Annotated in this window: 26 protein-coding genes; 8 read left to right on the top strand and 18 right to left on the bottom strand. The window is 54.4% G+C overall.

Translation table 11 applies throughout. The features are described from left to right. Nucleotides 1-175: 175 nt before the first annotated feature. The 3 genes from ACXJJY_RS05595 to ACXJJY_RS05585 are packed head-to-tail and all read right to left on the bottom strand — an operon-like array spanning nucleotide 176 to nucleotide 4,496. Nucleotides 176-847 carry a response regulator gene (locus tag ACXJJY_RS05595; RefSeq protein ID WP_456385857.1) on the bottom strand — a complete coding sequence of 224 codons (672 nt, stop codon included), beginning with the start codon at nucleotides 845-847 and terminating at the stop codon, nucleotides 176-178. After that, nucleotides 844-3,294, bottom strand: coding sequence for a cache domain-containing protein (locus ACXJJY_RS05590; RefSeq protein ID WP_456385855.1), 2,451 nt, complete (start codon nucleotides 3,292-3,294; stop codon nucleotides 844-846). The genes ACXJJY_RS05595 and ACXJJY_RS05590 overlap by 4 nt, the downstream gene beginning before the upstream one ends. Beyond that, nucleotides 3,291-4,496 carry an ABC transporter substrate-binding protein gene (locus ACXJJY_RS05585; RefSeq protein WP_456385853.1) on the bottom strand — a complete coding sequence of 402 codons (1,206 nt, stop codon included), beginning with the start codon at nucleotides 4,494-4,496 and terminating at the stop codon, nucleotides 3,291-3,293. The genes ACXJJY_RS05590 and ACXJJY_RS05585 overlap by 4 nt, the downstream gene beginning before the upstream one ends. Before the next feature lie 272 nt (nucleotides 4,497-4,768). Between ACXJJY_RS05585 and ACXJJY_RS05580 the strand changes: the two genes are divergently transcribed. From ACXJJY_RS05580 to ACXJJY_RS05555, 6 genes are all read left to right on the top strand, one after another. Next, complete coding sequence (locus ACXJJY_RS05580) at nucleotides 4,769-4,951, top strand: hypothetical protein (RefSeq protein ID WP_456385851.1); 183 nt, start codon at nucleotides 4,769-4,771, stop codon at nucleotides 4,949-4,951. Between the two features lie 25 nt (nucleotides 4,952-4,976). Next, complete coding sequence (fdhD, locus tag ACXJJY_RS05575) at nucleotides 4,977-5,750, top strand: formate dehydrogenase accessory sulfurtransferase FdhD (RefSeq protein ID WP_456385849.1); 774 nt, start codon at nucleotides 4,977-4,979, stop codon at nucleotides 5,748-5,750. 297 nt (nucleotides 5,751-6,047) lie between these two features. Further along, nucleotides 6,048-6,974: a substrate-binding domain-containing protein gene (locus ACXJJY_RS05570; RefSeq protein WP_456385847.1), complete on the top strand. Its 927-nt coding sequence runs from the start codon at nucleotides 6,048-6,050 to the stop codon at nucleotides 6,972-6,974. Nucleotides 6,975-7,046: 72 nt separating this feature from the next. Beyond that, nucleotides 7,047-7,868 carry an ABC transporter substrate-binding protein gene (locus ACXJJY_RS05565; RefSeq protein WP_456385845.1) on the top strand — a complete coding sequence of 274 codons (822 nt, stop codon included), beginning with the start codon at nucleotides 7,047-7,049 and terminating at the stop codon, nucleotides 7,866-7,868. A 141-nt stretch (nucleotides 7,869-8,009) separates the two neighbouring features. Further along, complete coding sequence (locus tag ACXJJY_RS05560; protein ID WP_456385843.1) at nucleotides 8,010-8,705, top strand: ABC transporter permease; 696 nt, start codon at nucleotides 8,010-8,012, stop codon at nucleotides 8,703-8,705. Next, nucleotides 8,702-9,727, top strand: coding sequence for an energy-coupling factor ABC transporter ATP-binding protein (locus tag ACXJJY_RS05555; protein WP_456385841.1), 1,026 nt, complete (start codon nucleotides 8,702-8,704; stop codon nucleotides 9,725-9,727). Before ACXJJY_RS05560 ends, ACXJJY_RS05555 begins: the two co-directional genes overlap by 4 nt. Nucleotides 9,728-9,735: 8 nt before the next feature. On the opposite strand, the gene ACXJJY_RS05550 is transcribed toward ACXJJY_RS05555, so the two are convergent. The 7 genes from ACXJJY_RS05550 to ACXJJY_RS05520 form a co-directional block, all read right to left on the bottom strand. Continuing rightward, nucleotides 9,736-10,116: a response regulator gene (locus ACXJJY_RS05550; RefSeq protein ID WP_456385839.1), complete on the bottom strand. Its 381-nt coding sequence runs from the start codon at nucleotides 10,114-10,116 to the stop codon at nucleotides 9,736-9,738. 406 nt (nucleotides 10,117-10,522) lie between these two features. Beyond that, nucleotides 10,523-10,897 (bottom strand): NifB/NifX family molybdenum-iron cluster-binding protein, encoded by a 375-nt coding sequence (locus tag ACXJJY_RS05545; protein WP_456385837.1) that lies wholly within the window; start codon nucleotides 10,895-10,897, stop codon nucleotides 10,523-10,525. 39 nt (nucleotides 10,898-10,936) lie between these two features. Next, nucleotides 10,937-11,812: an ATP-binding protein gene (locus tag ACXJJY_RS05540; RefSeq protein ID WP_456385835.1), complete on the bottom strand. Its 876-nt coding sequence runs from the start codon at nucleotides 11,810-11,812 to the stop codon at nucleotides 10,937-10,939. Then, nucleotides 11,805-12,683, bottom strand: a complete 879-nt coding sequence (locus ACXJJY_RS05535; protein ID WP_456385833.1) for a nucleotide-binding protein — start codon at nucleotides 12,681-12,683, stop codon at nucleotides 11,805-11,807. Before ACXJJY_RS05535 ends, ACXJJY_RS05540 begins: the two co-directional genes overlap by 8 nt. A 65-nt stretch (nucleotides 12,684-12,748) precedes the next feature. Continuing rightward, nucleotides 12,749-13,462, bottom strand: coding sequence for a NifB/NifX family molybdenum-iron cluster-binding protein (locus ACXJJY_RS05530; protein WP_456385831.1), 714 nt, complete (start codon nucleotides 13,460-13,462; stop codon nucleotides 12,749-12,751). A 120-nt stretch (nucleotides 13,463-13,582) separates the two neighbouring features. Next, nucleotides 13,583-13,789, bottom strand: a complete 207-nt coding sequence (locus ACXJJY_RS05525) for a DUF5320 domain-containing protein (RefSeq protein ID WP_456385930.1) — start codon at nucleotides 13,787-13,789, stop codon at nucleotides 13,583-13,585. A 56-nt stretch (nucleotides 13,790-13,845) separates the two neighbouring features. After that, entirely contained in the window at nucleotides 13,846-14,205 is a 360-nt protein-coding gene (locus ACXJJY_RS05520; protein ID WP_456385829.1) for a DUF134 domain-containing protein, read from the bottom strand. Nucleotides 14,206-14,462: 257 nt separating this feature from the next. Here ACXJJY_RS05520 and nhaA point away from each other — a divergent pair, with 257 nt between their 5' ends. Beyond that, the gene (gene nhaA, locus ACXJJY_RS05515) at nucleotides 14,463-15,767 is read left to right on the top strand and encodes a Na+/H+ antiporter NhaA (RefSeq protein ID WP_456385827.1); all 1,305 of its coding nucleotides are present in this window, start codon (nucleotides 14,463-14,465) and stop codon (nucleotides 15,765-15,767) included. A 129-nt stretch (nucleotides 15,768-15,896) separates the two neighbouring features. Here nhaA and ACXJJY_RS05510 read toward each other — a convergent pair whose 3' ends face one another. The 6 genes from ACXJJY_RS05510 to ACXJJY_RS05485 form a co-directional block, all read right to left on the bottom strand. Next, on the bottom strand, nucleotides 15,897-16,394 hold the full coding sequence (locus ACXJJY_RS05510) for a P-loop NTPase family protein (RefSeq protein ID WP_456385825.1): 498 nt from the start codon (nucleotides 16,392-16,394) through the stop codon (nucleotides 15,897-15,899). Beyond that, the gene (locus ACXJJY_RS05505; RefSeq protein ID WP_456385823.1) at nucleotides 16,357-16,656 is read right to left on the bottom strand and encodes a 4Fe-4S binding protein; all 300 of its coding nucleotides are present in this window, start codon (nucleotides 16,654-16,656) and stop codon (nucleotides 16,357-16,359) included. Before ACXJJY_RS05505 ends, ACXJJY_RS05510 begins: the two co-directional genes overlap by 38 nt. After that, entirely contained in the window at nucleotides 16,649-17,527 is an 879-nt protein-coding gene (locus ACXJJY_RS05500; protein WP_456385821.1) for a nucleotide-binding protein, read from the bottom strand. Before ACXJJY_RS05500 ends, ACXJJY_RS05505 begins: the two co-directional genes overlap by 8 nt. 77 nt (nucleotides 17,528-17,604) lie before the next feature. Next, nucleotides 17,605-18,348, bottom strand: a complete 744-nt coding sequence (locus tag ACXJJY_RS05495) for a DUF134 domain-containing protein (RefSeq protein WP_456385819.1) — start codon at nucleotides 18,346-18,348, stop codon at nucleotides 17,605-17,607. 157 nt (nucleotides 18,349-18,505) lie between these two features. Continuing rightward, on the bottom strand, nucleotides 18,506-18,709 hold the full coding sequence (locus ACXJJY_RS05490) for a DUF5320 domain-containing protein (protein WP_456385929.1): 204 nt from the start codon (nucleotides 18,707-18,709) through the stop codon (nucleotides 18,506-18,508). A gap of 45 nt (nucleotides 18,710-18,754) precedes the next feature. Further along, the gene (locus ACXJJY_RS05485; RefSeq protein WP_456385817.1) at nucleotides 18,755-19,108 is read right to left on the bottom strand and encodes a DUF134 domain-containing protein; all 354 of its coding nucleotides are present in this window, start codon (nucleotides 19,106-19,108) and stop codon (nucleotides 18,755-18,757) included. Nucleotides 19,109-19,443: 335 nt separating this feature from the next. Here ACXJJY_RS05485 and ACXJJY_RS05480 point away from each other — a divergent pair, with 335 nt between their 5' ends. Beyond that, nucleotides 19,444-19,896, top strand: a complete 453-nt coding sequence (locus tag ACXJJY_RS05480) for a bacteriohemerythrin (RefSeq protein ID WP_456385815.1) — start codon at nucleotides 19,444-19,446, stop codon at nucleotides 19,894-19,896. A 171-nt stretch (nucleotides 19,897-20,067) separates the two neighbouring features. Here the strand turns inward: ACXJJY_RS05480 and ACXJJY_RS05475 are convergent, their stop codons facing one another. Continuing rightward, entirely contained in the window at nucleotides 20,068-20,439 is a 372-nt protein-coding gene (locus ACXJJY_RS05475) for a YbaN family protein (protein ID WP_456385928.1), read from the bottom strand. A gap of 88 nt (nucleotides 20,440-20,527) precedes the next feature. After that, complete coding sequence (locus tag ACXJJY_RS05470; RefSeq protein ID WP_456385813.1) at nucleotides 20,528-22,462, bottom strand: molybdopterin biosynthesis protein; 1,935 nt, start codon at nucleotides 22,460-22,462, stop codon at nucleotides 20,528-20,530. Nucleotides 22,463-22,474 lie beyond the last annotated feature (12 nt).

Below are 22,474 nucleotides of genomic sequence, written 5' to 3'. Positions count from 1 at the left end.
AAGAGATAGGAAACAATGGAGTCTGGCCAAAAAATTCTGGCCTGCTGCCATGTTTCACGTTTTTGTGCACCCTGTTACCATCAGATATAATATTAGTTAATGGCGCAAGGAAATAAATCAGGAGGGAGCTTTTTTTACTGTAAGTTTAAAGCTGATTTAAATGTAGGGTTTTTGCTTACATGGTGGGCTCATTGGGGCTGAGCGATTCCTGCTCGGTCCACAGCACGGCACGACGAGTCAGCTCGGTGCCGTTTTTCAGGCCCAGTTTTTGCCTGATGCGGTCCCGGTAGGTACCGATGGTCTTGATACCCAGATTCATCCGCAGAGCGATCTCCCTCGTCGAAAGGCCACTGCCGATAAGGCGGAATACTTCCAGTTCACGATCGGTGAGCATGTCCATCGTGGACGTTCCTTGGCCCCGGGAACCCTGGTGCATCCTGTCCAGCAGAACAGAAACCATGCCGGGGCTGACATGGATCTGTCCTTTGCGGATATTGCGCAGGGCGCTGATAATCGATTCGGAGGCCTCCTTTTTCATGATGTAGCCGCGAGCGCCGGCCCGGAGAGCCCGCTCCGCCCAGACAGTTTCATCGTGCATGGACAGAACCAGAACCGCTATGTTCCGGCCGGAGCTGCAGATTTCCCTGACCAACTCCAGGCCGTTGTCATCGGCCAGGGTAATATCAACGATGGCCATGTCCACTTCCTGCCCGGCCAGCGCTCTGCGGGCCTCTTCCATGCCCGCCGCCAGTCCACAGACCACGAAATCCTGTTCCTGGTTGAGCAGCTCACGCATGCCCATGCGGAAGATGGGATGGTCATCGACAACGAGAACCTTTGTTTTCACTTGAACACCTTTCCCTCAAGGGTTACCATCGTGCCTCCGGTCGGACCGGGTTTGATGTCCAGACTGGCTCCGATGGCCTTTGCTCGGTACTGCATGGTATGCAGTCCCATGCCTTTTTTGCTGTCCTTTTCCATAAATCCTTCCCCGTTGTCTATGATGCGCGCCGAAAGGTAGCGGTTTTTGCGCCGGACGATGATCTCGATCTTTTCCGGGTGGCCGTGCCGGGCGGCGTTGAACATGGCCTCGCGGATGATGTAATATACATGGGAAGCCTGGTTGGTGGCAACCTCTTCCACTTGTGGATCAATGGAGAGGCTGCACCGGACCGGGAAGAGTTGTTCCAGCTCCACCACCAGTTCTTCGATGGCCGCCTTGAGACCATACTCTCTGATATGGACAGGGTAAAGCCCCCGGGAGAGGCGGCGTGTTTTTTCGATTGCTTCCCTGATCAGCTCCCGGATGGTGGCGAGTTGTTCGGCCTCGGCCGGAACCTTTTGTTCCAGCTTCTGCTGCAGGACCTTGCTCAGAAGTTCCACCCCGCTCAGGTGCGAGCCAAGGTCATCATGCAGGTCACGGCCGATCCTGCTCCGTTCCTCCTCACTGATGGCGATTACCTGTCTTTCGAGGATGGCCCGCTCCTTTTCCGAACAGATTTTCAGGACATGGAGCCACATACCCTCCAGCAGCATGGTCATCTGCCGGATGTCTGAGTTGTCGTAGTCGCGCCTGCTGTCACAGACCCCGGCGACAAGGACCACCTTGGAGTCATTGATGATCGGCACGTCCAGACGGCGACGTACCGGCCAGTTGTAGGGATAGGCCGGGAAACGGCTGGTCCGGTCTGTTGTGTTGAGAATGGATGGTTTCTTTTTCTGTACGCAGGCGCCTGTCAGACCGCCTTCTTTCACTGACCTGGGGGTGGCGTTATCGTCCGGTCCCAGGCCGAATTGTCCGATATGGATGGTAACCCGAGAGCACAGGGTCGCATGGGTCTGGGTGTTGTTGACCAGGGCGATGTAGCCGGATGCGGAGTCGGTGATCTGGACAATGCGATGGAGAACAAAATCATACTTGTCGCGGATATCATAGCCTTCCATCATCCCGAGCTGGAGCAGGGTATCGAGCCGCAGTTCGTCTCTGCGGAGGATGCGTTCCTTCAGGATTCGGTCATCCACCATGGTGTTGGCCAGCCGGGCCAGGTCTTCGAATTCGGCAAAGTCCAGATCCTGGTTTCGGATCTTGACCTGGTTGTCGGCTGCCTTGCGGAAGAAGTCGGTGAACAGGCTTATCCCGTGCTTGATTTTGCTTGAATGGTAGTAGGCCAGGCCGAGAAGAAAGAGGACTGCCACGGCAAAAAGGCCGATGAAAATAAAGACGTTCTTGAAGGAAATCGTTACATAGGTGCGCGTTTCCTCGGTAATGGCCTTTTCCATGGATGCCATGGACATGTCGGTGGCCAGGATCCAGTTCCAGTCCGGATAGACTTGGACATAACAGAGCCTCTGGCCGATTTTTCCGGGGCCTGTCTGGTTCATCTGGTAGTGAATATAATGTGTTCCATCCGGTTTCAGGGCGGCCTCCAGCATGGCCCGGCCATAGGGTGTTCCCTGGCTGCCGACCAGGTCGGTTATGGATCTGCCGATGAATTTTTTCTCCGGATGGCTGATAATGGTCCCGTCGGAGCGGAAGCAGAGGATGAACCCGTCTTTGTCAAAGCGCATGTCCTGAATTGTGGAGAGGATGTCCTCCTGAAGGAGTTGCTCCATGGCCTCGTTGGATACGGTGGCGCCGATATACCAGTCGAACGGGGCGAAATACTTGACAAAAAGAATGCCGGGAAAATTCTCGTCCATCTCATCTTTTTTCATGAACTGGTAGCGGTAGATCCCCGCGCCCTTGTCCCGGAGAATCTCGATGATTTCCGGAGGCAGCGAGCGGTCCGGCCCGTCCGGAAGCTGTCCGAGCTTTAATCCCTCAAGAAAAGGGTTGTCTGCAAAGAGGTCAATGGTGCCATCCACGAGACGTCCGGCGAAATAGGAGCCCCGGCCGTTGCTCCAGCGAATGGGCCGCAGAAGCTCGGCCACTATGGTTCGCATCTCGATAATACTCTTTTCTTCCCTGTACATACGGTAAACGTGCGAGGCGATGGTGTAGGCGGTACGGACCTTCTCCCGGAGCTCGTTTTCAACCCGTTGGTCGGCCTGGGAGCGGCGGTGCTCGATGAAACCCAGCATGTTGTCCATTTCTTCCCGGACCCGGGCCTGGTACAGTTCCTGGTAAGTGTGGCGGATATTGGCGATGCTTTCCCGGTAGGTTTGATATTCGTTGATTATCCAGAAGATGCCAATGAAAAAGGCCAGGGCGGCGATCACAAGGAGCGAGGCCCGGAAGGGGGCATAGGAGAGGGAGGGGCGCTTCCTGGATCCGGGAGGTGCTTTTTTCTTCATTGCCCGGGCCCGTCCACCAGCTTCTGAATTGCCGGATAGATGGTGGTCAGATAAATGGACTCCATGCCCTGGTGATCGGTCGGGCCAAAGTCCAGCACCACGCCACCGAGGTCGAAGAGGCCGATCTTTTCCATGGTGTCGATGAATTTTTCCCGGGTGAGTTCACCGTGTACGGCCCTGGCAATGGCGGCAAAAAGTTTGCCTGCAATGTAGCCTTCCAGCGTGATGAAGCCGATCGGGTAGTCCCGCTGGTATTTGTGCATGGCTTCATGGTACTGACGGATGAGAGGGATACGGGTGTCCCAGGGATAGGGTACGACCTGGGAAACTATCACCTGTTCTCCATGTAGTCCCAGGGCCTGTTTGAGGCTTTCGGTGCCGACAAAGGAGATGTTGGCAAATATCCGCGCGCTTTTGTTCCTGGCTTTGCTCAGCTTGATGAATTCAGCACAGGCGGCATATGTTCCCACCAGGATAACCGCCTCTGGTTCTGCCCGGTATATTTCCCGCAGCCCGCCCATAACAGCGATGGTGTTTCTCTCGTAACTGCCCCGGGACACCAGCTCCATCCCGCGGCGCCTGAGTGCCTGTTCGATACCCTTGAGTCCGTCGAAGCCATAGGAGTCGTTCTGGTAGAAGCAGGCGATTCGGCGGATATTTAACTGGTCTGTGAGGTAGGAGACCAGTTTTTCCATCTCCTGGTAGTAGCTGGCCCGGACATTGATCACGTAGCGGCGAAACGGGGTTCGCAGAAGCTCCGCACCAGTGAAGGGCGCAAAAAATGGGACCTGCTGCTGCTCGACAATGGGGATCACCGCCTTGGAAGTGGGGGTGCCCACTTCCCCGATCAAAAGAAAGACCTGGTCGTTTTCAATCAGTTCCAGGGTGTTGCGGATGGCCCGGTCCGGCTCATACCCGTCGTCGCGGCTGAGGAGGACGATACTTTGCCCCCTGATTCCACCTTGGTCGTTGATCTCGGCCAGGGAGGCCTGGATTCCGGCCCGCAGCTCCAGGCCCAGGTTCTTGGCCGGTCCACTGAGCGCACAGGACTGGCCGAGAACCAGCGGTGGAAGGGAATCGTTGGTTCGGGCCATGGCCTGGGTGGCAGGGTTTGGAAAAAGAAGAGCCGCCAGCAGCCAGACACACCAGTGGTGTACCGCTTTTACCGGGTTCCTTTTCCGGTTCATAACGGGATGCCACATGGTTTCAGGACTTTCTGCTTTGTTGTTCACTGCCAGCTGACCGGGGATGGGTAGCTGTGTTTTCCAGGATGGGATGCAAAATTTCGCATGGTACACTTGTACCAGATTTGTTTTCCTCTCACTACTCAAAATTCCAGAACAGTGAACTGATTCATGATTCTCTGGATGGGTCCTGTAAGAAGCGTAGCCTTCCGGCTTGTTATTTGGCCCGATTTGTTGTTGATTGGAGCCGGTAGCGCCGGGTCCGGGTGGGACCTGATAAGGGAGTGTGCATGAATTGTCGCCGGGAAATTCTGACCTTCAACCTGCCTGGCGGCCCGCCATCCAACCATGCGGCTTTTCTGCTTCTGGTCCTGCCCGGTATCCTGCGCGAACGAGGGCGAACCTTCCTGTCGGAGAAAGGTCTGCGTCTGTATCATAGGGGTGCCGAGGCGGCAGACATGATGAATTCATAAATTTTTTTTTTACAGGTTTGGAAGGATGGAAGATCAAATAACACTTGTGCAGACCACCACTGTCCTGACGCCGGATGGTCGGGAGGAGCGGGAAGAATGCCTGGCCATCGAGGTGCCCTATAAAGTGGCGCTTAACGATCGGGAAATCGGTGCCTCCATGGTTTTGGAGACCGGCCTGGAGGAGTTCGGAGCCGGATTTCTCTTTGGCCAGGGGTACATCACCGAGCCGGGTCAGGTGCGAGAGGTACTGGTCTGTCCCGAGGGGCGTATCTCGGTCTATGCCGATGTGGATGACGAGTCTGCACCCAGGGAGGTTATCGTCACCTCTGGTTGCGGGGGTACCGGTAAAATTTCCCGGGAAATGCTGGAAGGGGCTTTTGATCCTTTGAAAGAGTGCACCATCACCTTTGACGAGATCAGCCGGTTTATCCGCCAGGTACTCCATGCCTCGCCCCTTGGCCAGGCCACCCATTGCGTCCATGGCTGCGGTTTCTGGTCCGAGGGGCGGTTACAGGGGTTTTACGAGGATGTGGGGCGTCATAATGCGGTCGACAAGGTGATCGGTGCTATTTTGCTGGGAAAATTCAGTCCGCGGGGCGCCATTTACACCACCGGTCGGCTGACCTCGGATATGGTGCTCAAATGCGCCCGAATCGGGATTCCCATCATCATGTCACGCACGGCTCCCTCTTCCCTGGGTCTTGCCATAGCCCGCCGGGCCGGGGTGACCCTTGCCGCCTATGCCCGTCCGGAACGGGTGAATATCTTCAACGCGCCTTTCCGTATCGTTTTCGAATAAACCAGTATTCCCGGCCCACCGGGCACAACAGGGTTGTTCCCGCCAGATACACAAACCTTTCTGACTTCTGTCCTCTGACTTTCGAATAAACCAGCCTGGGAGAGGGGCCGGGGGGTGATGGCAAAACGACTGTTGGTGTTTTAAGTGATTCCTGGTTGTTTTTGGTTGAAAATGGATGGCCCAGGTTGTATGTGGAAAAATATTGTTCTTGGTTAACCTGTTTTTCCGGCAGCGGACAGAGAGGCTGTTGGCCGTATTTGAGTATAATTCGTCCACGCGTCCACATAAGGAGAGGGCATGGCACAGGAGCGTGAAAAAACTTTTCTCAGCACAAAGGAAGTGGCTGAGTTGCTTGATGTCAATGAAAAGGTTGTCTACACCCTGATTTCGGAAAAGGGATTGCCTGCCACCAAGGTGACGGGAAAGTGGCTGTTTCCGCTGCACCTTGTCACCAGGTGGGTTGATACCCATGTCCTGAACCGTCCCCTTGAACCGGCCGGGACGCTGGATGATGACCTGCTTGTCATTGCCGGGAGCAATGACCTCCTGCTGGAGCGGGTCGTTGCCCGGTTCAACGCCGTGTTTTCGGAAAATCTTGCCACGTTCGGGTCTGTCGGCAGCCTGGGGGGATTGCAGGCGCTGGATCGGAATTTATGCCGCATCGCCTGTGCCCATCTCATGCACAGTGATGAGACAGAGTACAATTTTGCCTACCTTGACCGGCAGTTGAGCGGCCCCAGGCCGGTGGTTGTCAACTTCTGTCATCGTGAGCAGGGACTCCTTGTGGCTTCAGGAAATCCAAAAAGTATCGATGGAATCCCCGCACTCTGTGACCGGAATATAGTCATGGTCAATCGCAGTCCGGCCACCGGCACCAGGCTGCTGCTTGACCATGAACTGCAAAAACATGGTGTCTCCGGCGAACAGATCCCGGGTTATGACAACGAGCTGCCGACCCACCTTGCCGTGGGGTTGGAAATACTGGCCGGACGTGCTGATGTCGGGCCGGGAATCAAGACGGTGGCGACGCTGCTTGGCCTGGATTTCGTGCCCCTTCGCCAGGAACGCTTTGACCTGCTTATTCATAAGAGCAGGTTTTTTGATAAACCGGTGCAACGGTTTCTCGGGCTTTTGCAGGATGATGCATTCAGGGAAATGGCCGCGGCCCTGGACGGCTATGATATCAGAAACAGCGGCAAGGTCGTGTATCCGGATTCTGATTGACCGCTTCTTCGGATTCTTGCGGGAAGTGTGTAGGTTAAGAATAGATGTTATTTTTCACCAAGGAGATTGAGAATGAAGTTGAAAACACTGCTTTTCCCTGTTGTTCTGGCTTTTCTGCTGCTGGCTGCCACAGTGCAGGCCGGGGAAACCCTGATGATGGCCACGACCACCAGTACCGATAATACCGGGCTGCTTGATTATCTTGCGCCGGTGTTTGAAAAGGACACGGGGATCACCCTTCGCTGGGTGGCGGTCGGTACCGGCAAGGCCCTGCAGCTTGGGCGGAACTGCGATGTGGATATTTTGTTTGTCCATGCACCGGCCGCGGAAAAAAAGTTTGTAAAAAACGGTTTTGGTACCAGCCGCCAGCAAGTAATGTATAATGATTTCGTGATAATCGGGCCTGTCGAGGATCCGGCTGGAATCAAGGGTCTGACGCCGAACGCTGCCTTGAAGAAAATAGAGAAAAAGCAGGCCCTGTTTCTGAGCCGGGGTGACAATTCAGGAACCAACAAGAAAGAACGTGCTCTCTGGAAGCAGGCCCTGGGATGGGTTCCGGAAAAGCAGCAGTGGTACCTCCAGACTGGTCAGGGAATGCTGTCCACGATCAATATGGCGGCTGAAAAGAAGGGGTACACACTGACCGACAGGGGAACCTGGATAAAATACATGGCTCAGAAGGGCGAAGCGAATCAGCTCATGATCGTGGTTGAGGGTGATTCCGGCCTGTTCAATCAGTACAGTGTGATTACGATCAACAAGGAGAAATGTCCCAAGGTACAGACTGCACTTGCAGACCGTTTCACCCGGTGGGTTACGAGCGGGAAAATACAGCAATTGATCAAGGACTTCAGGCTGTTGGGGCAACCTCTGTTTATTCCCAACGCAAAATAATGCTGCTTCCCCGGCCAGGGTGACAGCGCATGGTTTCATGAGGAAGATCCCGTTTTCCGCCCTGGCGGCAAACGGGATTTTCATGTAAACCTATTATGCTGCAAACTGCCAACCGATAACTGATAACCGTCAACTGATAACGTGACACTCTTGACAGAAGGTTTTGTTCGGGCACTCCAGCTCCTTGCATCCGGTGATCCGGGAGTGTACTCGGCCATCGGTGCCACGGTTACGGTTTCTTCCTGGTCACTGGCGGCGAGCCTGGTCATTGGCGTGCCGGCTGGTTTCATGCTGGGGTACTGTCGATTTCCGGGCAAGCGTATTGTTCGAACCATTGTGGATACTCTGCTTGCCCTGCCCACGGTGTTCATAGGCCTTGTGGTGTATACCCTGCTCTCCAGAAGCGGCCCCCTTGGGGAGCTGAACCTGCTTTTCAGTCTGAGCGGTATTGCCATTGGCCAGACCGTGCTCGGCCTTCCCATAATTATTGCCCTGACTGCTTCCCAGGTGGAAACACTGGATCAGCGGTTGTACAGTACGCTGATCGGCCTGGGAGCCCGGCCCGGTCAGGTGCTGCTGACCACCGTGCTCGAGGCCCGGTTTGGACTGCTCGCAGCAGCAGTTACAGCCTATGGCCGTATTCTGACCGAGGTCGGCATCTCCATGATGGTGGGCGGTAATATCAAGTACCATACCCGGACCATCACCACTGCCATTGCCCTGGAGACCGGCAAGGGCGAATTTATCACCGGTATTGCCCTGGGGCTGGTTCTGCTGGCCATTGCCCTGCTGGTGAACGGTTCGCTTTCGGTGTTGAAAAAACGGTGGCCTGTATGAGCGCGCTGTATTGTTTACAGAATGTTCGCCAGTCCTATGATGGCCGCACAGTCCTGGCGATTGACGATCTTGAATTACCGGAAAATGGTATTATCGGCTTTTTCGGTCCCAACGGCAGCGGCAAGTCAACCCTGTTCAGCCTGCTGTCACTTGTTTCTCGGCCATGTTCCGGAAAAATACTTTTCAGGGGGCTGGATACGGAAAGGCTGCAACCGGAGCAGCGGCGCTGCATAACTATTCTGCCCCAGGAGCCGTACCTTCTTAAACGAACAGTGTTTGACAATGTGGCGTATGGTCTGAAGATACGGGATATACGGGATGGGCTGGAAAAGAAGGTGCACGAAGCCCTTTCCTGGGTCGGTCTTCCCGCGTCATTTGCCGGTCGAAAATGGTACCAGCTTTCCGGAGGGGAGGTGCAGCGGGTGGCGCTTGCCGGCAGGTTGATCCTGCGTCCCGAAGTGCTGATTCTTGATGAGCCCACTGCCAGCGTGGATATCGGTTCTGCGCAACGGATCAGGGAGGCTGTTTTTCTGGCCAGAAAACAGTGGCAGACCACCCTGCTGATCGCCAGTCATGATCAGGGGTGGCTTGATCAGGTCAGTAATTACCGGGTCGGCCTTTTCCAGGGAAGGGTGGTCAACCACGGTGCGGTGAATTTCCTGTTCGGGCCGTGGCAGGAAAAAGGCGCGGATCAGATGGTAAAAAAATTTCCTGACGGCCAGGTACTCGTGCTTCCCGGGCCGGCGGACAAAAACAGAAATGTTTCCGTTGCCATGCTGGATCCGGCAAAGATCAGCATCTGTTGCAGCGGTATGGATTCTCCTGCCGGAACGATTCGTCTTTCCGGCATGGTCAGTACGGTGCGCCGGCAGCGGTACCGGGAGGAACTGCTCGTGGATGTGATGGTGAGCGGATTCCTTTTTCAGGTATGTCTGCCGGCCCATGATGTGAAAACGCACCAGTTATGGCCGGGCACCGCAGTCATGCTCGATTTTTCTCAGGATGGCGTCCGCTGGCTGTAGGATCTGTCTCAGGAGAGGCCGGGCATTTTTCGGAATCTTTCCAGCAGGGTAAGAGCGTCTTTTTCCGTCGGAGGATCCGGGAGCGGCTCCATCATGCCAAGGCCCTCACTTTTTTCATGCCACTCCTCCGCATCCATGGATGTGATCATGGTCGTGTTCATCATGGCATTGATGCCAAGGAGTTCCATGACCAGTTCAAGGGGGGGGTTGTTTTTGTCCCGGATTTCCTGGTCAATGATGACAAGATGCGGGGTATGCTCCCGGGCCGCGCGTAACGCGTCGTCCCCGGAATCGACCTGTTTCAGTGTTATGTCCGGGGTCGAGGCAAGGGCCGCGGTAAAGTCGCCGAGTTCTTCTTTTCGTGGTGAAACAAGTAAAAGAGTATACATACTGATTTCCTGTTGCGATTCCCGTGAATCAAGGTGATGAGGCACTGGGGGCACGGTGAGAGGAGGAATTGCGCGCCTTTTGTGCCTCGAACCTTGAATTTTTTCTGTTTCCTGTTTTTTGCTTTTTTGTATTTTCCGGGTCAGGTTTGTGCCATTTTCCGGCGCATGGCATCCCCGCATGATCCGATCAGACGGCTGGAGCCGTCCGGATCGTCAAACGTGCCGAGATTTCGCGGTTTGTTGACATGCGTTAAAAACGCCTGGCCAAGTTCTTCTATTGCTGTTTCATTATGGTTGGACATGGCAGGGGAATGTACTTGTCAATGAATAATATGCCGGAAACACATAGTGATTCATGATTGAACGGTCTGGATGTTTCCGGCGTATAGCGGATAGAAACCGGTAATTACCGTCCGCCGCCGCCACCGCAGGTGAACTCCTGGGTGAACTGCTGCAGCTGGCCGGCAATAAATGCTTCAACTGCGGCCCCGACCGTAGGAGCGTTGCCGGCATGGTAGACATCAATACCTACCTGGTTAAAACCCATGAGCGGGCGCATGCCCATGCCGCTGGCAAGCAGTATCTTGACGCCGTTGTCGGCAAGATACTGAACCGGTGCCATACAGCCCCCCTGCTGGTGCGGTACGCTGGGCAGAGTGCGAACTTCCTTTACCTGTCCGTCGGCAACCTCCACGACAGTGTACAGGTCGCAGTGGCCGAAGTGGGCGCCAAAAGCGGCTTCCAGGCCGCCTGGGTTGGTTGATGGGATGCCAATAAGCATTGTCGTGTTCTCCTTGTCTGATAGTGATGTGGGGGTTGTTTATCCGGCAAGCTCCTCTATTCTGGTCCATGCCTGCCGGATTGCTCTGCCGATTTCTGTTTCGCCAAGTTCGGTGACCGCGCGTTCCTGGACCATGGCCTCAGTGATCACCGGATCGTGCGGCAGTCTGGCCAGGATGGGATAGTTTTTCTCCCGGCAATACTGTTCTATCATGGCCGCCTCATCCGGGTTGAGGTCTGCCTTGTTGATAATGACACCTGCCCGGATGCGGAAATGATCGCAGAGCGAGGCCACGCGTTTCAGGTCGTGGCGGCCGGATGGCGTCGGTTCGGTAACAAGGACCGCAAAATTCGCTCCGGACAGGGAGCTGATGACCGGGCAGCCGATTCCCGGAGCTCCGTCGCTGAGGATAAGGTCAATATTGTTTTCCCTGGCCAGTTTTTTGGCTTTATTTTTAAGAAGAGTCACCAGGCGGCCAGAATTTTCTTCACCGGGAAAAAGCTGTGCATGCACCATGGTACCGAACCGTGTGGCAGAGACGTACCATGTGCCGCAATGTTTTTCCGGAAAGCTGATGGTCTGCTCCGGGCAGAAGGTGATACAGACCTTGCAGCCTTCGCACCGGATCGGATCGACCATAAACCTGTCGTTCTCCTGCCGGATCGCATTGTAACGACACATTTGCGCGCAGGTTCCGCACCCGGTGCATCCATCCTGCTCTATCCGTGCCTCATTACCGGCGAAAAAGGGTTCTTCGCGCTCATGGCGGGGCTGCAGAAGAAGATGCAGATCCGGAGCGTCCACGTCCAGGTCGCAGATGATTATTTTTCTGTTTCCCGACAGATGGGCGAACGCGGCGGTCAGAGAGGTCTTTCCGGTGCCGCCTTTGCCGCTGATGATCAGTATTTCACGCATGGGATACCTCCTGCTCGGAGTCACCGGCAAGGTTACGGATTTTTTCACGGAGAGAGGAGAAAACAGTGCCAAGTTCGTCCGAAACTCCGGCTATTACCCGGCCACGCGAATACGCCACGGCAATGGAGCGGTCAAAGGGAATTTCAGCCAGTATGGGAATGTTTTTTTTCTGGCAGAAATCATAGATGTCGCGGGTCCCGAGTCCGGCCCGGTTGATGACAACTCCCATGGGTTTTCCCAGTGGTGAAAATGATTCCCAGGCCAGCTTGAAATCGTGAAAGCCAAACGGTGTGGCATCGGTGACCAGCACAATGACATCGCTGTCTATGACCGAGCAGATAGCAGGGCAGCTCACCCCTGGAGGCGCATCAATGATGACATCCTGATTTGTCTCCAGCAGGGTTTGCTGCATCTGTTTTTTTACCTGCTCCATAAAGGGCGGGCTCATTGCCTCACCTATGCGCAGGGTACCCATGAGAAAATCAATTTTTCCGGCCCGGCCCTGACGGATTTCACCCAGTTCCCTTCTGCCTGCCTGCAGCGCATTCTCCCTGCATACAGCAATACAGCCACCGCAACCGTGACACATCTCCGGGTACAGGGTCAGCGTGGAAAGCATCATGGAGATGGCCTTGAACTGACACATCTCCACGCAGTCTCCGCACCCGGTACATTTTTCCGCGTTCAGTTCCGGAACTTCCATCCAGACTTTTGCCGGTGTCTCCAGTTCGGGCCGCAGAAAAAGATGCAGATTCGGCTCTTCGACATCAAGATCCACCACTTGCAGCGGAGCATCCCATACGGTGGCAAGAGAGGCGGTTACCGTAGTTTTGCCGGTGCCGCCCTTGCCGCTGGCAACAGTAATAATCATGATCTTACCCCCGCTGTAACACAGCGGTTACGTGTTTCACTCAATTGTGTGTTTCAGGTTTGTTGTTACCGGTTCGGTTTGTCTGCAAAGGGAATTTCCCCTTTTTGAAATTTCTCGATCGCCTCACGTACGGTCATGTTGTCGCAATCCTGCCCCACCTTGATGCCCGCTGTCGCAAGGGCCTGGAAGGCTTTGGGGCCGACATAGCCGCTGAGCACAACTTCTGCACCGGCTTTGGCCACGTTTTCAGCGGCCTGGATGCCGGCCCCCTGGCTCATGGTCTGGCTGGCGCCGTTGCCTATGTACCGGGTCTCCATGGTGTCCAGGTCCACAATGAGAAATCCCCCGGCGCGGCCAAATCGGGGATCGACCTGGTCGTCAAGGGTAGGGCCTTCGCTGGATACGGCTATCTTTTTCACTGTATTTTCTCCTGCGTGTACAGATATAGGTTTGTTTTTTCTGGTATCGGCCTGGATATCAGGCTCGCATTTCATCATGAAATCACCGCCCTCGATACGAATGGCCATGCCTTCGGTAATCGCCTGCGAAACAACCCGGCGGGCCTCTGCCAGGATCCGGCCAAAGGTGTGACGGGACACATTCATCTGGCGGGCAGCGGTATTGAGATCCAGTCCTTCCGTGTCGGCCAGGCGCAGGGCTTCTACCCCTTCAATGGGCAGATAAACCTCGGTCAGATCCCTGAGCGGGATACCGCGCGGTTTGAAATAACGGACCCTTGGCATCCGGGCCACCATTCGGCATTTTTTTGGGCGTGGCATGTTGGTTCCCCCTGTATTTTGCTCATGTGAGCAAAACAATATGGCGTGGGCCTGTTCCTGTCTACCGGAAAATGAACAAGGGCCGCAGGAAAAAATCCGCGGCCCCGGTGGAAGATCTGCTTACCTCTTGCCCATCATGCGGCCCCTGTTGCCACAGCCGCTGTTTCTTCCCTTTTTCCGGCCGCCTCTTCCCATGCCGCAGCCACGGTTGTTGCCCTGGCCAATGCTGTCGGCTTCAGGCATGTTGTTTCTTACGGTTCCGGCAGCGCATTGGCCGGCTCCCCTTCCAGTTCCGGGTCCCTGTCCCTGCGGACCTGTACCATTCATTCCAGGCATGATACACCTCCTGTGCTGTTGGTTGTGCCTCTGAGAGGCATGGTGGATTATCCGTGTCGTTTCTGTTTCCCGCATCTCTGCCTGCCATGGCCGCAGAACTCGTCATTTTCAGAGCCAACAAGATGATAGTTGCCTCCTTCAATGCGGATCGCCCAGCCGTTTGTCAGCGCCCTTGCCACAATGCTTCTGGCTTCGGCGAGGATTCGGCACAGCGTTGGTGTGGAGACGTCCATCATCCGTGCTGCTTCCTCGCGGCTTACCCCTTCGGCGTCAACCAGCCGCAAAGCCTCAAATCCTTCCAGTGGAAGCGTAACTCCCTTTAAACTGTGCAGGGCAACGCCCCTGGGCTTGTAGAACGTGGACACCGGCAGGCACCGGATACGGCGATGTTTTTTTGGTCGAACCATTTCTCTTCCTTGTTATGAAACATATTTCATATTCAATGATAAGTACTCCCAGTGACGGAGTCAACAGAAAAGATACATGCAAAATACGTTTTTTTGAATGAACTGAAAACGGTTGGGAGAGGGGGGAGGAGCCGGGAGGAAACAGTTTTCAATGCACAGAATTGATTGACATGGCGACGTGATTTCTGTTTTTATGTTCTACTGTCATGCAACACCGTCCCTTATCGTTAATCAGACCATTTTTTGAGCGATAATCCATGAGCGCAACCCGGCCTAAAAATTTTTTTGAACGTTTTCTCCACTCGCAGAGTGCAAGTTCTATTGTGCTCATCTTTGCGACCCTGACCGCGGTCATCTGGGCCAATTCTCCGTGGGCTGACCTCTATCAGAAGTTGAGTCATCTCGATATCGGCACCTACTTCAACGGCAAACAGTACCATCTTTCCCTGGATTACTGGGTCAAGGACGGGCTGATGGCCATCTTCTTCTTTGTTGTCGGCCTGGAGATCAAGCGGGAGGTTCTGACCGGTGAACTTTCCTGTCTGAAAAAGGCCATGCTGCCGGTGATGGCAGCCCTGGGTGGCGCCGTGATCCCGGCGCTGATCTACTTTGCCTTTAATCCCACCGGGCCGGAGGCCCGGGGCTGGGGTGTGCCCATGGCCACAGATATCGCCTTTGCCCTGGGACTGCTGGCCCTGTTTGGTAAACGGGTTCCCATTACCCTGAAGGTCTTCCTGACAGCCCTGGCCATTGTCGATGACCTGATGGCTGTCCTGGTCATTGCCCTGTTTTACACCGAACAGATCAACATTCTGCCGCTGGTCATCGCTTTTTTTCTGTTGGCCATCCTGGCTCCTATTGTCCGAAATCGGGTTCACCGACCGGTCTGCACTTTCCTGATTATCGTTGGGGTCTGGCTTTGTGTCTTTCTCTCTGGAATCCATGCCACCATTGCCGGCGTTCTGCTGGCCATGGTGGTACCGGTGAAGGCAACCATCGAGCCCAAACAGTTTTTCCAGACCCTGAAAAAGTATAATGGTCTGCTTAAAGAGAGCAAGATGACCAGGTACTCCATGGTCACGGACCGGGAACAGCGCAAGGCCATCGAGCAGATCTACCTGGCTGCCGAAAAGATGATTCCGGTGGGGGTCCGCCTGGAAGAAATGCTCCATCCCATCCAGGCCTTTCTCATCCTGCCTCTTTTTGCCCTGTTTGCCGCCGGAGTTACCGTTGATGCCGATATGCTGGCCGCCTTTCCCAGCAGCGTCAGTCTGGGCATCATGAGCGGGCTGATTCTCGGTAAGCCGATCGGCATCATGGGGTTCAGCTTCCTGGTCGTCAAGATGAATTTGAGCTCTCTTCCTTCACGGGTGACCTGGGGACAGCTCTGGGGCGTTTCACTGCTTGGCGGTATCGGGTTCACCATGTCCATTTTCATCAGTGAGCTTGCCTATTTTGATGAGGCAATGATAGCCGATGCAAAAATCGCCATTTTTCTGGCCTCGATTCTGGCCGGCATTTTTGGTTTTCTCGTCCTCAGCAGGACTTTGCCCAAAAAATGACCCGGGCAAGGCAGAAAAAGCGTCAACCGGCAAGCTCTTCCACTTTTTTCCATACCAGGCTGATCTGCTCTCTGATTCCCGAGCCTCCGAGCTCGGTGACTGCGCGTGCCCTGATTATCGTCTCGGTAATCACCGTATCATGGGGTGATTTTGCCAGAAGCGGATAGTTTTTCTCCCGGCAATACCGTTTATCACTGCAGCCTCATCATGGTTGAGATCAGCCTTGTTAATGATGACTTCGGCCCGGATTCGGAAATGATCGCAGAGAGCGGCTACCCGTTCCAGATCATGGCGGCCAGACGGAGTGGGTTCGGTGACCAGGACAGCAAAATGCGCTCCGGAAAGGGAACTGATTACAGGGCAGCCGATCCCTGGTGCACCGTCGCAGAGAAGAAGGTCGATATTGTTTTCCCGGGCCAGCCTTCTGGCCTCATTTTTCAGAAGAGCGACCAGACGGGCAGAATTTTCTTGCCCGGGGAAAAGCTGGGCATGGGCCATGGTGCCGAACCGTGTTGCAGAGACATACCATGTGTCGCAATGTTTTTCCGGAAAGTTGATGGTCTGTTCCGGGCAGAAGGTGACGCAGACCTCATCCCTCACAGCGGGTCGGGTCAACGATAAACCCATCACCTTCCTGACGGATGGCATCAAAACGGCACATCTCCTCGCAGGTGCCGCAAAGGGTGCAGCCACTCTGTTCTATCCTTGCCTCATTGCCAGCATGAAAGGGAACTTCCCGCTCATGCCCAGGCTGCAGGAGAAGGTGCAGGTCCGGAGCGTCTACATCTATGTCACAGATAATTTTATTTCCGGAAAGATGTGCAAAAGCGGCAGTTAATGAGGTCTTTCCGGTCCCGCCCTTGCCACTGATGATCAGTATTTCACGCATGGGCCTCCTCTTCCGGCAACTTGCCGGCCATGTTATGGATTTTTTCGCGCAAAGAGGAAAAAATCTTGCCAAGTTCCTTCGAAACACCGGCTATTACCTGGCCGCGGGCATATGCTTGGGCAATGGCGCGGTCAAAAGGAATCTCGGCCAGAACAGGGATATTTTTTTTCTGGCAGAAATCGTAGATGTCGCGGGTGCCCAGCCCGGCACGATTGACAACAACACCCATGGTTTTTCCTAAAGGAGAAAAGGACTCCCAGGCCAGCTTGAAATCGTGAAAGCCAAACGGCGTGGCATCCGTGACCAGCACAATCACATCGCTGTCAATGACCGAACAGATGGTAGGGCAGCTTACACCCGGAGGTGCATCAATGATGACATCTCTTTTTCTTTCTCTTACGGACGCCCGCATCTGTTTTTTAATCTGCTCCATGAAGGGCGGGCTCATTGCTTCGTTAATACGCAGGACACCCATGAGAAAATCGATTTTTTCAGCCTGTCCCCAGAGGATTTCACCAAGTTCCCTTCTTCCGGCGTGCAGTGCGTCCTGTTGGCAGAGGGCGATACAGCCGACGCAGCCGTGGCACATATCCGGGTACAGCGTCAGGGTGGATACCATGATGGATATGGCTTTAAACTGACACAGTTCCGCGCAATCTCCACATAAAGTACATTTCCTTTCATCCAGCTCTGGTACTTCCATCCAGGCCTTGATCGGTTCGTCCAGTTCAGGGCGAAGAAAAAGGTGCGGACTCTGCTCTTCGACATCAAGATCCACCGCCAGCAGAGGATCATCCCATACAGTGGCGAGAGAGGCAGCGACCGTGGTTTTTCCGGTGCCGCCCTTGCCGCTGGCAACAGTAATAAGCATAATTTTTCCCCGCTTGTCTATCAGGGTAAGTCTTTTTGTATGTGTTTCCGCAGGATAACGAAGAACCGCGTTCGCGGTTACCTGTTCGGCTTGTCGGCAATGGGGATTTGACCTTTTATGAATTTTTCGATCGCCTCGCGAACGGTCATGTTGTCGCAATCCTGTCCCACCTTGATGCCTGCCGTGGTCAGTGCCTGGAAGGCCTTGGGGCCGATATAGCCACTGAGCACAACGCCTGCCCCGGCCCGGACCACGTTTTCGGCAGCCTGAATGCCGGCACCCTGTCCCAGGGACTGGCTTGCGCCATTGTCAAGGAGGTTGGTTTCCATGGTTTCCGGATCGACAAGGAGAAATCCTCCGACTCGGCCAAATCGGGGATCAACCTGATCGTTAAGGGAAGGTCCTTCGCTGGATACGGTTATTTTTTGCATTGCTCTCTCTCCTTTCTGTGCAGGTAATGCTTTGCTCCTGCTGGAGGCTGGCCGTCTGTCTGGCATGATACTTTCAGTTTGTTCTACTACGGATTCACCTTTTACTATAAAATCACCACCTTCGATGCGAATGGCCATGCTTTCGGTAATCGCCTGTGAAACAATCCGCCGGGCCTGGGCCAGGATGCGGCCAAGGGTGTGACGGGAGACATTCATCTGGTGGGCAGCGGTGTTGAGATCCAGCCCTTCGGTGTCTACCAACCGCAGGGCCTCTGCTCCTTCCACAGAGAGATAGACTTCAATCAGCTCTCGTAAGGGGATGCCGCGCGGTTTGAAATAGCGAACCCGGGGCATGCGGGCCACCTGTCTGCATTTTTTGGGATGTGCCATTACATCTTTCTCTTGTTTTGCTCATTTGCGCAAAATGATAGGGTGTGAGAATGGTCTTGTCAGCCTGAGAAACAGAGGGACCGCAGGAAAAAGTCCTGCAGCCCCGGGGAAGGAGAGTTGCTTTGCTCTTACTGTTTGGCTTGTCAAGAATGGTTATTTATCTGTTGCTTGAGCGGTTTCTGCTTCCACAGCCACAGTTTCTTCCTCTTTTTTGTCCGCGCCCTTTCATGCCGCGGCCGCATCCGTTATCCTGGCTTCTGTCACTGGTTTCAGTCATGTTGTTTTTTCTGCTTCCGGCCGCGCACCGCCCCGTACCTCTGCCAGTCTTTGGCCCTTGTCCTTCCGGTCCTGTCCCGTTCATTCCAGGCATGATTCACCTCCTGCTTGTGTTTATGTGATACTGCTTTTATCGTCGCTTTCTTTTGCGACAGTGAAATGGTGTTTCGCAGGGTTTCTGGTGCTCCTGGTCAACTAATGTGTAATCGCCGCCTTCGATACGAAGTGCCCAGCCGTTGGCCAGTGCCCTGGCCACGATATTTCTGGCTTCCGCAAGGATTCGGCACAGGGTTGGAGAGGAGACATTCATCATCCGTGCCGCTTCTTCACGGCTCACACCCTCGGCGTCAACCAGCCGCAATGTCTCAAACCCTTCCAGCGGTAGTGTAACTCCCTTCATGTCATGCCGGGCAATCCCTCGAGGTTTGTAAAACGTCGATGTCGGCATGCGCCGGATACAGCGATTTTTTCTCGGACGAGCCATTCTGTCTCCTTTTACGAAATATATTTCATAATTAACAGTAAGTGGACGGTCGGCACAAGTCAAGAAAAAGGAACAGATTGTGTGATGTTCAAACTGGCTGAGGAAAAAAGTTGGGGGAACGGGAAAATTATTAGCAGGAAATTCCACCTGGCAGGCTATCCCTGTGTCTGGGACAGGTATCGGTTTCTCTGAAAACACCGAACATAGGTATATTTACCTATGACACTTTCGGTAGCGTTACCTATTTCTTTTCAGGAATGATTGTCATAAGATGTGCATAGGTTATGAGAAAGTTCCTTGTCAAAAGAATTTTTCAGCGTTGGAGGTAGTGTATCATGGCATTAATAAAATGGAGAAAGGCATACTCTGTCGGTATTGACAGGTTTGATCGGCAGCATGTGAAGATCGTTGAGTTGATCAATGAAATCATGCTTGTGGTGCTTCACAAAAAAAGTGAGAACCAACTTCATGATAATATCGAATCGTTGATTGAATATACCCGTTCCCATTTCGCAGAGGAAGAGAACGCCATGGAGAGCAGCGGTTATCCTCACTTAAGTGAGCATAAGCAGGAACATGCCATGTTGGTTCAGCAAGTACTCGTCTTTCATGAGAGGATAAAAAACAAAGACAATGTTGTCACCGAGTTCTACCAGTTTCTAAGGACCTGGTTACTTGATCATATTGTTACTTCCGACATGAAGTACGGAGGTTTTTTGATGTCTCGTGCAGGTCGGTCGGAGACGGTCGATCTTGACAAATCTGTCTGCCTGACCTCCGGGTCTTAGATGGATCGGCGGAATTGGACTTTGTCCTGTCATATTCTCCCGCCAGACAGAGGAACGTCTTTCTGAAAAGAGGTTTTGCATGTATGACCATGGTGGTGCTCCCTTCCATCGGTTTGGACGGAGTACAAAAACTGTTTCCAGCCGGCGGTCTGGAAACAGTCACCATCGGATTCAAGTCCGGGATGAGTTCACCTTGTCTTCTCTGGGCGGACTGGTCGGCAGGTTCAGGATGATACAGACGGGAATGAAAAGAATCGCGATGATCAGAATTCTTAGAGAAGACGAATTGAGCAGGTAAATGGATGTGGCACCGCTGCAACCAATTGCGGCCAGGGCCAGGGTCTTTGATTTTTTCGGAATGGAGCGTGAGGCCTGCCATTGACTGATCATTGGTCCGAACAGGTGGCTTGAGCACAACCAGGCATGAATACGGCTTGAAGACTTGGCAAAGCAGGCGGCCGCCAGGAGAACAAAGGGCACTGTGGGTAACAGGGGAAGTACAATCCCTAACGCCCCCAGTCCCAGTGAAACAACTCCGGTGATCAGAAACAGTGGCTTTATAATCTTTCTGTCCTCCGATCAGTTACTTCAGGCTCAGTGACAGTTGGTGTCTGTACATGACAGACACCGGTTATGTATTTTTCAAGGTAGCTTTGTTTCCGGTTTCCTTGGTCGAATATCCGCCCATGGCCTCCACGTTCTGTTTGAACCTGTTCGTTGTGATGATCTCCAGTACCCGCCGTATCATTTCCAGGTTCAGGAATTCTTCCGGGATTATCAGGTCATACCGTTCTTCGGTGACCGGGATAAAATCAAGCCCCAGGGCCCGGGCTGCCGCCAGAATGCCGAGTCCGGCATCCGCCTTGCCGGACAGCACGGCCACGGCCACGGCCATGTGGGTGTATTCCTCGGAGTCGTAGCCGCTTATCTGGTCCGGATCCAGATCCGCCTTTTCCAGTTCAAAATCGAGCAGAACCCTGGTGCCGGAGCCAGCCTGGCGGTTGATGAAGGTGATGTCTTCCCGTACCAGGTCATGTACCGACTTGATATCTTTGGGGTTACCCGGCCTGACCATGAATCCTTGCTGCCGGTGGACCAGGGTGATGAGCGCCACCTCGCGGTTTTTGAGATAGCGCTTGAGATAACTGACGTTATATTCGCCGGTTTCCGGGTCGAGCAGGTGCGATCCTGCCATGTGGGTCATATTGTCGCGGATTGCCATGATTCCGCCCAGGGAACCTACATGGGTGGATGCCAGGGAATAGGCAGGGATGGATTTTTTCAGGAAATCATGGAGCAGGTCGAGGCAGAGGTCATGGCTGCCGGTGCAGAGGATGGTTTTTTCGATCTGTTCAAGTGGCCTCAGCAGCTCAATTTTTACCCCGCTGCCCCGGGTTTCGCCTTCCGACGAGGCGGGAATACGCAACATGGCATTGGCCCGGGTCAGGGTGGTGATGGCACCGGCCCCCTTTTTGAGCGGCAGGGCCACCAGCTGTTCGCCGATCTTGCCGGCAATCATCCGTCGAAACTCCTCGATACCACCCCTGGATGGCAGGTCTCTTGCCAGCACTGCCCTGGCCGTGATCGGAGCCGGCAGGCTCAGCCCCTGCATCATGGCCAGCAGGGGCACGACAAACTGTTCAAAGGAAATAATGGCCGAGACCGGATACCCGGGATTGCCCACCACCGGCTTGCCGTCAATGACGCCCAGGATCGTGGGTTTGCCGGGCATGATGGTGACTCCGTGCACCAGCACCTCACCAAGCTCGTCGATAACCTGGACCGTATAGTCGGCGCTGCCGGCCGATGAGCCCGCATTGATGATCACCACGTCAGCGTCGGATTCCACTGCAGAGCGAAGATGGTTTTTTATATTCTCGTAATCATCGGCAATGATTTTTGTCACTGTCACTTCGCTGCCTGCCTGTCTGGCCAGCGCCGCCAGGACCGCTGAATTAGATTCAATGGTTTTCCCTGGCGGCGGGGTATCCGTACAGTTTTCGAGATCAACCAGCTCGGTGCCGGTGGGGATAATGGTGAGCCTGGGTCGTTTTCGTACCGTTACCTGTGGACAGCCCGCGGTGAGCAGGGCGGCAACGTCCGGCGGGATAATGAGGTGGTTGCTGGGAAAGAGCAGCTCAGTGGCGACAATGTCTTCACCGACCTTGCGTACGTTCTGCCAGGGATACACCGGGGCTCTGATAACTCCCTGCTTCTGGTCATCGGTGAGCAGGACATGTTCAATCATGACCACCGCGTCCTTACCCTCGGGCATGGGGTGTCCGGTATTGATGAAAACCGCCTGGCCGGACTCGATGTCCAGAGTGATCGGATTGTCGTCCGCGGCGCCAAAGGTGTCCTCGGCTTTGACGGCCAGCCCGTCCATGGCTGCGGAATGGAAGGAAGGTGAGGAGAGCCGGGCGCTTACCGCCGTTGCTGTCACCCGTCCGGCAGCCTCCCGGCTGGGTATGGTTTCCTCTCCGGTAGCATAGTCTCTGAATCGTGACCAGAAGAGACGCTGCGCCTCTTCAAGGGGCTGCATGTTGAGATATATTTTTCGTTTCATGGCGTTTTCTGT

This window comes from Desulfolithobacter sp. (genome assembly GCF_054025815.1).
The sequence above is the reverse complement of the archived record's forward strand: the minus strand, read 5'-3'. Positions and strand labels throughout refer to the sequence as shown.